This is a genomic window from Paraburkholderia xenovorans, assembly GCF_046030735.1.
GTDB classification, from domain to species: Bacteria; Pseudomonadota; Gammaproteobacteria; order Burkholderiales; family Burkholderiaceae; genus Paraburkholderia; species Paraburkholderia xenovorans_A.
In genome coordinates this window covers 1-7,577 of sequence record NZ_JAQQBV010000076.1, presented here as the reverse complement: position 1 = coordinate 7,577, position 7,577 = coordinate 1, and the positions used below count along the sequence as shown (strand labels likewise).

General features: G+C 60.2%; 8 protein-coding genes. 3 read left to right on the top strand and 5 right to left on the bottom strand.

Annotation, left to right across the window (positions count from 1 at the left end):
- Positions 1–107: 107 nt before the first annotated feature.
- The 3 genes from PQQ51_RS33880 to PQQ51_RS33870 all read right to left on the bottom strand — a co-directional run bounded on the left by PQQ51_RS33880 (position 108) and on the right by PQQ51_RS33870 (position 2,604).
- Positions 108–701, bottom strand: coding sequence for an SDR family oxidoreductase (locus PQQ51_RS33880; RefSeq protein WP_408501546.1), 594 nt, complete (start codon positions 699–701; stop codon positions 108–110).
- Positions 702–778: 77 nt separating this feature from the next.
- Positions 779–1,504 carry a GTP cyclohydrolase I gene (folE, locus tag PQQ51_RS33875; RefSeq protein ID WP_408501545.1) on the bottom strand — a complete coding sequence of 242 codons (726 nt, stop codon included), beginning with the start codon at positions 1,502–1,504 and terminating at the stop codon, positions 779–781.
- Positions 1,505–1,596: 92 nt separating this feature from the next.
- Positions 1,597–2,604 carry a MerR family transcriptional regulator gene (locus PQQ51_RS33870; protein WP_408501544.1) on the bottom strand — a complete coding sequence of 336 codons (1,008 nt, stop codon included), beginning with the start codon at positions 2,602–2,604 and terminating at the stop codon, positions 1,597–1,599.
- Between the two features lie 223 nt (positions 2,605–2,827).
- On the opposite strand from PQQ51_RS33870, the gene PQQ51_RS33865 reads away from it, so the two are divergent.
- Together PQQ51_RS33865 and PQQ51_RS33860 are read left to right on the top strand one after the other, a co-directional pair.
- Positions 2,828–3,823, top strand: a complete 996-nt coding sequence (locus PQQ51_RS33865) for an NAD(P)/FAD-dependent oxidoreductase (protein WP_408501543.1) — start codon at positions 2,828–2,830, stop codon at positions 3,821–3,823.
- Between the two features lie 548 nt (positions 3,824–4,371).
- Positions 4,372–4,680 carry a hypothetical protein gene (locus PQQ51_RS33860; protein WP_408501542.1) on the top strand — a complete coding sequence of 103 codons (309 nt, stop codon included), beginning with the start codon at positions 4,372–4,374 and terminating at the stop codon, positions 4,678–4,680.
- A 39-nt stretch (positions 4,681–4,719) separates the two neighbouring features.
- Here PQQ51_RS33860 and PQQ51_RS33855 read toward each other — a convergent pair.
- Positions 4,720–5,422, bottom strand: a protein-coding gene (locus PQQ51_RS33855; protein WP_408501541.1) for an IS6 family transposase whose coding sequence is annotated in 2 segments (ribosomal slippage) — positions 4,720–5,247 and positions 5,249–5,422 — 702 coding nt in all. Because the reading frame shifts where the segments join, the coding sequence is not laid out codon by codon here.
- Here PQQ51_RS33855 and PQQ51_RS33850 point away from each other — a divergent pair.
- Positions 5,309–6,646, top strand: coding sequence for an ArsA-related P-loop ATPase (locus PQQ51_RS33850; protein ID WP_408501547.1), 1,338 nt, complete (start codon positions 5,309–5,311; stop codon positions 6,644–6,646). The genes PQQ51_RS33855 and PQQ51_RS33850 overlap by 114 nt on opposite strands.
- A 36-nt stretch (positions 6,647–6,682) precedes the next feature.
- Here the strand turns inward: PQQ51_RS33850 and PQQ51_RS33845 are convergent, their stop codons facing one another.
- Positions 6,683–7,543, bottom strand: coding sequence for an MBL fold metallo-hydrolase (locus PQQ51_RS33845; RefSeq protein WP_408501540.1), 861 nt, complete (start codon positions 7,541–7,543; stop codon positions 6,683–6,685).
- Between the last annotated feature and the right edge of the window lie 34 nt (positions 7,544–7,577).

Sequence of the window (7,577 nt, the reverse complement as noted above, 5' to 3'; positions counted from 1 at the left end):
ATCTGCTGGCCAGTGATCCAGCCAGAATCATCGCCTAGCAGAAAGTCGATCAACGCCGCCGCGTCCTCGCCTTGACCAAGCCGCCTCATCGGATTGAGCTTTGACATCTAGGCGATCGACTCAGGTGAGCCCGTCAGCTTCGACGACATGTTCGAGACAGTTAATACTGGATGAACGCAATTCACCCGAATCCCCCGCTCAGCGTAGGTCGCGGCTGACGTGACGGCGAGCGCCGCCACTGCGGCCTTTGCACCGGCAATGACCTCGTGATTCGGAAATCCAGATTGCGCCGCAACCGTGCCCACCAGTACGGCGCTCGAGAGCTTGCGATGGGCGAGCGCAGCGGTAACGAAAACCCGAAGCACGTGCCACGCACTGATGTAGTTATCGGCAAGAGTCGCGCGCAGATCCGCTTCGCTGGTCAGGTGCAGAGGTCTGATCAGAATCGATCCGACGCAATGGGCGACACCTGTCACTTCTCCAAAGCGCTCAATACCTGCCTGAATTGCACATTGCACCTGCGCTGCATCGGTTGCGTCGGCGGGTGCAGCGAGTGCGCGCTCTCCAAGTTCGTCGGCGAGTTCGGTGAGCCTCGCTCCATCGCGAGATGTAAGAACAACGCTTAGACCGCGCGCTGACAGTCTCCGGGCCAGTGCCGATCCGACTGCACCGCTCGCGCCAGTAATCCAGATCGCCGCCATTGCCTCACTCCCGACAAATACCCGGTATGTTCAGCCACTCAATACCGACCACCAAGGCTCACTTTCTGCCCCGCCAGTCAATTCCGACCCGGTAGAAGATCCAGAAACTCGCGACGCAATGCGGGATCCCGAAGAAACGAACCGCGCATGACGCTGTTGACCATTTTTGCGTCGTCGTCTTTCGTGCCGCGCCAATGCATGCAGAAGTGGTCGGCCTCCAGCACCACGGCAAGCCCGTCGGGCTGGATGCGCTCCTCGAGCAGATCCGCAATCTGCTTGACGGCTTCTTCCTGGATCTGCGGCCGGGTCATGATCCAGTTGATCAGACGGCCGTACTTAGACAGGCCAATGAGGTTTGAACTCTCGTTGGGCATCACTCCAATCCAGACCCGGCCCATGATCGGACACAGGTGATGCGAGCAGGCGCTGCGCACACGCAGCGGGCCCACAATCATAAGTTCATTGAGCCGTTCGACATTCGGAAATTCGGTGACAGCCGGCGCGATGTCGTATCGTCCTGCAAAGACTTCGCGAACGAACATTTTTGCCACGCGTTGCGCGGTTTCGTGCGTGTTGTGATCGTTGTCGACATCGATGACGAGCGAGCGCAAAACACCCTGGAACTTGTCCGCGACTTCCTTTTGCAGCAGCTCCAGTTCTCCCTCGCGAAGGTAGTCGGCGATGTTGTCGTTCGCGTGGAATCGGGCTCCCGCACTAAGAAGCCGACATCTGATCCGCTGCGAAAGCGGCACGCCCTCGCCCAGCTCCAGGCCGTGGTGTATGTCCTGCGCGACTGATGCCATGAGACTTTTCTCCCAACGTCAATGTGTCAATCCGTACGCGCAATGTGCGCTGTCAACCTACCGCCACATACCCCGACTCGCGAAGACCCGTCTCACTCCGTCTGATGCGGTTGGGGCGACCAGCCTTCTTCGCGCACCACACGCTCGAGCGCCGACTCGATCAGCACGCGCGCGCGATTGGCGGCGTCGCCGAGATGCCGGTGTAACGCAACGTCGTGCGCCGATCGCGACGTGCATTCGTCGCTATAGGATTCGAACGTGGACAGTTGCATCACCAGTTCAGCAAGGTGCCGCGGACATTCGCACGCAATCGTCGACGAGCGGGCAGCGATGGCTTCGAGCTCGGCGTCGTCGTATCGACGTGGCGAACGCGACCAGGAGGGGGCTTCGCCGGCCTCACGCGTCACCCGAGCGATGTGGCACAGATCGCCGAGCATCTGGCGAAGCTCGGTCCTGCTGTCGGGCTCCCGATACAGCCGCACACCCGCGAGGCGCAACGCTTCTGCCGCGCGCCCCGTACCGAAGCCGTACACCACGGCAACCGCCGCCGCGCCGCAGGCGTCGCTAAGCGCGAGAACTTCCGAAGCGGCGTCCTCATGCAGCGAAGGAACACGCAGCAGCAGAATGTTCGCCTCTTCCCCTTCAGATGAGGCGCCTTCGCGCGCCGCCGCGAGATCCGCATACTCCGCGAGCTTGCCAACGCCGTAGCGCCGCAGATCGATACCCGTTTCAGCCAGGCGCCGGGAGAGGTTCTCCCCCACTAGCGTGAGCCGGAATCTGACCTCATGACTGGCATTGGTGGGGCGCGATCTTCCGCTGGACGCCTCCCCAGCGGCAAGAAACTCGAGTTGCTCGCGCTCGAGCCGCGCAATCGCTCCAATCGCGTGGCCGCGCTGCACCAGCGCGTTGATCAGCACCAGCCGGCGCACGTCGTCCTCGGAATACAGGCGCTGTCCCGCCTCACTTTTGGCCGGGCCCACTACTTCGTAGCGCCGCTCCCAAAGCCTGAGCCTCGTGACCGGCATCCGCGCGAGCCGGGCGGCCTCCCCACTCCTGTAATTGCGAGCGGGCGACGTGTCTTCGATGGAGGGAGGCGGCATGGCCATTCCTTTAGCGTTGCTTGACTGGGGATGATATTCCTATTTAGAGTCAATGTGAATCATTATTGCGAGTCATATTTCCGATTATTGGCGACAAACGGGAGATATTCCGTCACACTTCGCCATCAATACTCGCCACTAAGAGTCATCGTGACGCATATCAGCGCACATTCGGCTTTGCCGGTGGCTCACGCCGAGTTCCCGAACCCCAGAGAGAGAAGTCATGCCTATCAAGCGGAAAGGCCCACGAATAGCCGTCGTCGGTGCGGGGATCGCCGGCTTGTCATGCGCGACGGTACTGCGCCGCTCCGGTTTCAAGGTCAGCGTATTCGACAAAAGCCGCGGGCCTGCCGGGCGGATGAGCACCCGTCGCGAGGGCGCCTGGCAGTGCGACCATGGGGCCCAGTACTTCACCGCGCGCGATCCGCTCTTCCAGGCGGAAGTGGCGCGGTGGCAAAACGCGGGCGTCGCCGCGATCTGGCCTGCACGGATCGCTGTGCTGGATGGCTCCGCCCAGACCACATGGGCGAGCGCGCAAGACCGCTTCGTCGGTACGCCGTCGATGAACGCGCCCGCGAAGTTTCTGGCTGACGCTCAGTCTGTGACCTTGGGCTGCACGGTTACGGGATTGCATCGGGATGGGCGACAGTGGCGCATCGAGTCCGCCGAACGGGGCACGCTGGCAGATCGCTTCGACGTCGTGGTCCTCGCCATGCCCGCGCCGCAGGCGGCGGATTTGCTGCGGGAATCCGCGACCGGTCTCACGGCGCTCGCAAGCAAAACGACGATGCGCCCATGCTGGGCAATCATGGTGCGCTTGCCGGCGCGCGTGACATTACCGTTCGATGCCGCCTTCATCAATCATGGGCCCCTGCGCTGGATAGCGCGCGATAGCAGCAAGCCGGGCCGCAACGGTCCCGAAACATGGCTATTGCACGCGAACGCGGAGTGGAGCGAGCTTTATATCGACGCCAGCGCGGAACGCGTCGCGGATTGCCTGCTCGCGGCGTTTGCGCTGCATGGCGGCCAACGGTCCAGCGAATGGACGGCGCACCGCTGGCGATTCGCCGACATCGCGGCGAGCGACGAACCGGCGCCCGGATACGCCTGGGACGAAGCCAGTGGCTTGGCAATGTGCGGCGATTGGCTCAACGGTGGCAGAGTCGAAGGTGCGTGGCAGAGCGGCCGCATGCTGGGCGAGCAGATTGGCCCCGGGTAGAAGGTTGCCCCTAAACACGGCAGTTCCCAGCCTACGTAGAGTTTTCCGTGCCACCGCAGCGGAGCGAGTAGAGAGGCCGGCTGAAAAGGGTGGCTGCGGACGTTTTGAAAAATCTAGAAATATACGCGCATCGAAAACGAAGCCAAGGCGCGGAATGCGCAAAGAAACTTCGTGATCGTGCACGCAAACAGGCTATGACGAAAGTTTTTTCTCATATCGGAGGTGGCAGAAAGGCTCAACTTGACCGAATGGAGATGGCTGAATTGCAATGAAGACCACCCGTACAAATTTCGTGAAAAAGCAGCCATAAAATACGATGTGATTGAGTAATTGCAAGAAAGATCCATGGAAACGATGACCATATGACCGTGAAGCCGCCGCCAATCCGCTCTTTCCCCTGCCTTGCTGCATATCTGGAGGGAAAGCGTGGAATTATCACTCGACGCTGGCTCCGTGCGGTGCGATCCGACCCGGAGATTGAATCCGCCGGCCGGCTAAAGACGGGCCAACTAACTGATCACTTACCAGCGCTCTATTAACGGATTTGCGTGGTTCTGCGGGCCGAACATGCGAGGCTGACCCAGTTAGACAGCGAGGAGAAAAACCACGGCCGTGATCGCTGGATGTGCGGCTACCGGCTCGATGATCTGTATCGCGAGCTGAACCTGCTACATCGCTGCATGCAGGAGGTAACACGTGAATTCTTCGGGCAAACGCTGGTTTCACGTAACGTAGAGGCTGCGGCGCATCAGCTAATTGAGGATTTGTTCAGCGAGACCATTCAAACTGCGATCAGGCAACTGATCGACGAGCAGGATGAGCGGATTTCGGCGGCCATTAAGGATCTGTCGCGGTAAGGAAATCCGGACGGAACGAGGCGATATGGATAGGATGACTTACGTTGCGAGAATATAGAACTGTTCGGCAACTGAGCGCTTCAGTACAGCGCCATCCATCATCTGGCCTTTCGCAATCATGTGCATGACCTCGATTCCACCCAGCAGGATCCGGGCGCAGCGAAATGTCTTGAATCCCAGCATGGGTCGGGTACGGCGCTTGATCGCACGATGGTCTTGTTCCACGATATTGTTGAGATACTTGACCTGGCGGATCTTGAGGGGCGTCTCACGCTCGGCGTTCACAGCGTGCAACCCGGGCAGATTGGCACCACTTTTGTCGATAGTCACGGTGTCGGGTGCGCCATTCTGATCGATGGCCTTCTCGAAGTACCGTCGGGCCGCTTCCTTGTCCCGCCTGGCTCGCAGCAAGAAGTCAACCGTGTTGCCGGCCTTGTCGACGGCGCGGCACCGATATTTCCATTGCCCCTTGACTTTGACGTAGGTCTCATCGACACGCCAGCTCTTGCCAACCGGGCGCTTGCAGCGGCGGAACGCCTTTTCAAGCACCGCCAGAAGCTTAATGGCACCACCGGTGCACGGTCGAATGATCGACCGCGATCCCGCGTTCGGCCATCATCTCTTCAAGATTGCGCAAGCTCAGCGGGTATGCCACGTACCAACGCACGCACACCAACATTATCTCCAGCGGATAGTGCAATCGCTTCAGCACTTTGGCTACCGCCGGACTCAGCGCTTTCATTGTCGTTCACATCATTCTGTAAGGTACGCAGCGGCCGGTGCCGAACTGACCGACCGCGACCACACCACGGTGGTCCTTGTCGCCCGTCCAGATACGTCGGCATTCCGTGAAGCCGAGCGTACCCGTATCGAACTGGCGGACCTCGGCGTCAGGAACCTGGTACTCGCTGTCAACGGTGTGTTCAAAGCGACTTCACCAGACGACGTCATCGCCCGCGCGATGGAAGCGCAGCAGGCTGCCGCCATCGAGGCCATGCCGCGGGGGCTCGCAGCACTGGAGCGAAGTCAGACAGGGTTCATTCCGATGGGACTGGTTGGCCTGCGCGCGCTAAAGGCCTATCTGCACCCTGAGCAGATTGCCGCCCCCCGGACGGTTCCCGGCTTAAGCGTCGAGTTGCCAGGCGGTCTTCTGCCACTCATCGACGAGCTCGAGAAGACCAGACATGGCCTGATCATGACGATGGGCAAGGGCGGCGTCGGCAAGACAACGGTGGCAGCTGCGATAGCGCTTGAACTTGCACAGCGCGGCCATAATGTCCTGCTTTCGACGACAGACCCCGCTGCTCATGTGGCATGGACGCTGCAGGAGTCACTGCCTGGTTTGAGCGTGGATCACATCGACGCGGCGCTAGAAGTCGACCGTTACCGCAATGAAGTTCTCGCCAAGGCCGGCGCTTACCTCGATGCGCAGGCGAAGGCAATGCTTGAGGAAGACCTGCGCTCGCCATGCACTGAGGAGATCGCGGTGTTTCGTGCCTTCGCTCGCACGGTGGACGAGGCTCGGGACTCTTTCGTGATACTGGACACGGCCCCGACCGGACACACCATTCTGTTGATGGACTCGGCGGAGGCCTACCATCGCGAAGTCATGCGCACACAGGGTGATATGCCGGAGGCAGTCCGCCAGCTTCTGCCGCGACTGCGTGACCCTGAGTTCACGCATGTGTTGATCGTGACGCTCGCAGAAGCGACGCCGGTGCATGAAGCGGAGCGCCTGCAAGCTGACCTTCGGCGAGCCCAGATTGAGCCGTATGCGTGGGTCATCGACCAAAGCCTGCTTGCAAGCGGAACCCACGACCCGGCACTCGCTGAGCGAGGGGGTTATGAAGCGCCATTCATCGAGCGAGTGATCAAGCAGGACGCAAAGCGGTCGGTGTTGCTGCCGTGGCAGGCCACCCCACCCGTTGGCCTTCACGGGCTCGAAGAGTTATCGCGCGGACATTGACTGGTATGCAAGGTCTGCTTCGCGCAGCAATTGCTGCTACAGCGCATTCAGCGGAATCTTCAGATAGCTGATGCCATTTTGCTCGGCGGGTGGAAACTCGCCACCCCGTATGTTGACCTGCACCGACGGCAGAATCAGCGTGGGCATTGCGAGGGTCGCGTCACGCGCTTCGCGCATGTGTCCGAACTGTTCTTCCGTTACGCCGTCATGCACATGGATGTTATGCGCACGCTGCGCTAGCACCGTGGTTTCCCACTCGGGTTCCCGGCCCTCGGGTGGATAGTCGTGGCACATGAAGAGCCGGGTGTTGCCCGGCAGGTCCAGCAACTTTCGAATCGATCTGTATAGCCTGTGCGCATCGCCGCCGGGAAAGTCACAACGTGCGGTACCGACATCCGGCATGAACAGCGTATCTCCCACGAAGACGGCATCGCCAATCTTGTAGGCCGTGTCGGCGGGGGTGTGACCCGGCACATACAGCGCTTTTGCAGTCACACCACCAATGAAAAACTCCTCGTCTTCGCGGAAAAGATGATCGAACTGCGAGCCGTCTGTATGGAATCCGGGTTCCAGATTGAGAAGCTTCTGGAAGACTCCTTGAACAAGGCGAATGTGCTCCCCAATCGCAATCCTGCCGCCGAGCTCACCGCGCAAATAATGCGCTCCCGACAGGTGGTCGGCATGCGCGTGGGTTTCCAGAATCCATTGCACCCGCAGACCATGTTGGCGAACGAACTCGATGACCTTGTCGGCGCTTGAGGTTGAAGTGCGTCCTGCTTTCGGGTCGTAGTCAAGGACCGGGTCAATGACTGCGCATTCCTGATATCCGGACTGGAAAACCACGTAAGTGACCGTGCCGGTGGCTGGGTCGAAAAACGGTTGAACGATGGGTCGCATCCTGATCTCCTCAGATGCTATTCATTCTATTCAC

What these genes read in the sequence shown, in the direction of transcription:
- PQQ51_RS33880 (WP_408501546.1), bottom strand. Translation starts at nt 701, where the DNA reads ATGGCGGCGATCTGGATTACTGGCGCGAGCGGTGCAGTCGGATCGGCA.
- folE (WP_408501545.1), bottom strand. Translation starts at nt 1,504, where the DNA reads ATGGCATCAGTCGCGCAGGACATACACCACGGCCTGGAGCTGGGCGAG.
- PQQ51_RS33870 (WP_408501544.1), bottom strand. Translation starts at nt 2,604, where the DNA reads ATGCCGCCTCCCTCCATCGAAGACACGTCGCCCGCTCGCAATTACAGG.
- PQQ51_RS33865 (WP_408501543.1), top strand. Translation starts at nt 2,828, where the DNA reads ATGCCTATCAAGCGGAAAGGCCCACGAATAGCCGTCGTCGGTGCGGGG.
- PQQ51_RS33845 (WP_408501540.1), bottom strand. Translation starts at nt 7,543, where the DNA reads ATGCGACCCATCGTTCAACCGTTTTTCGACCCAGCCACCGGCACGGTC.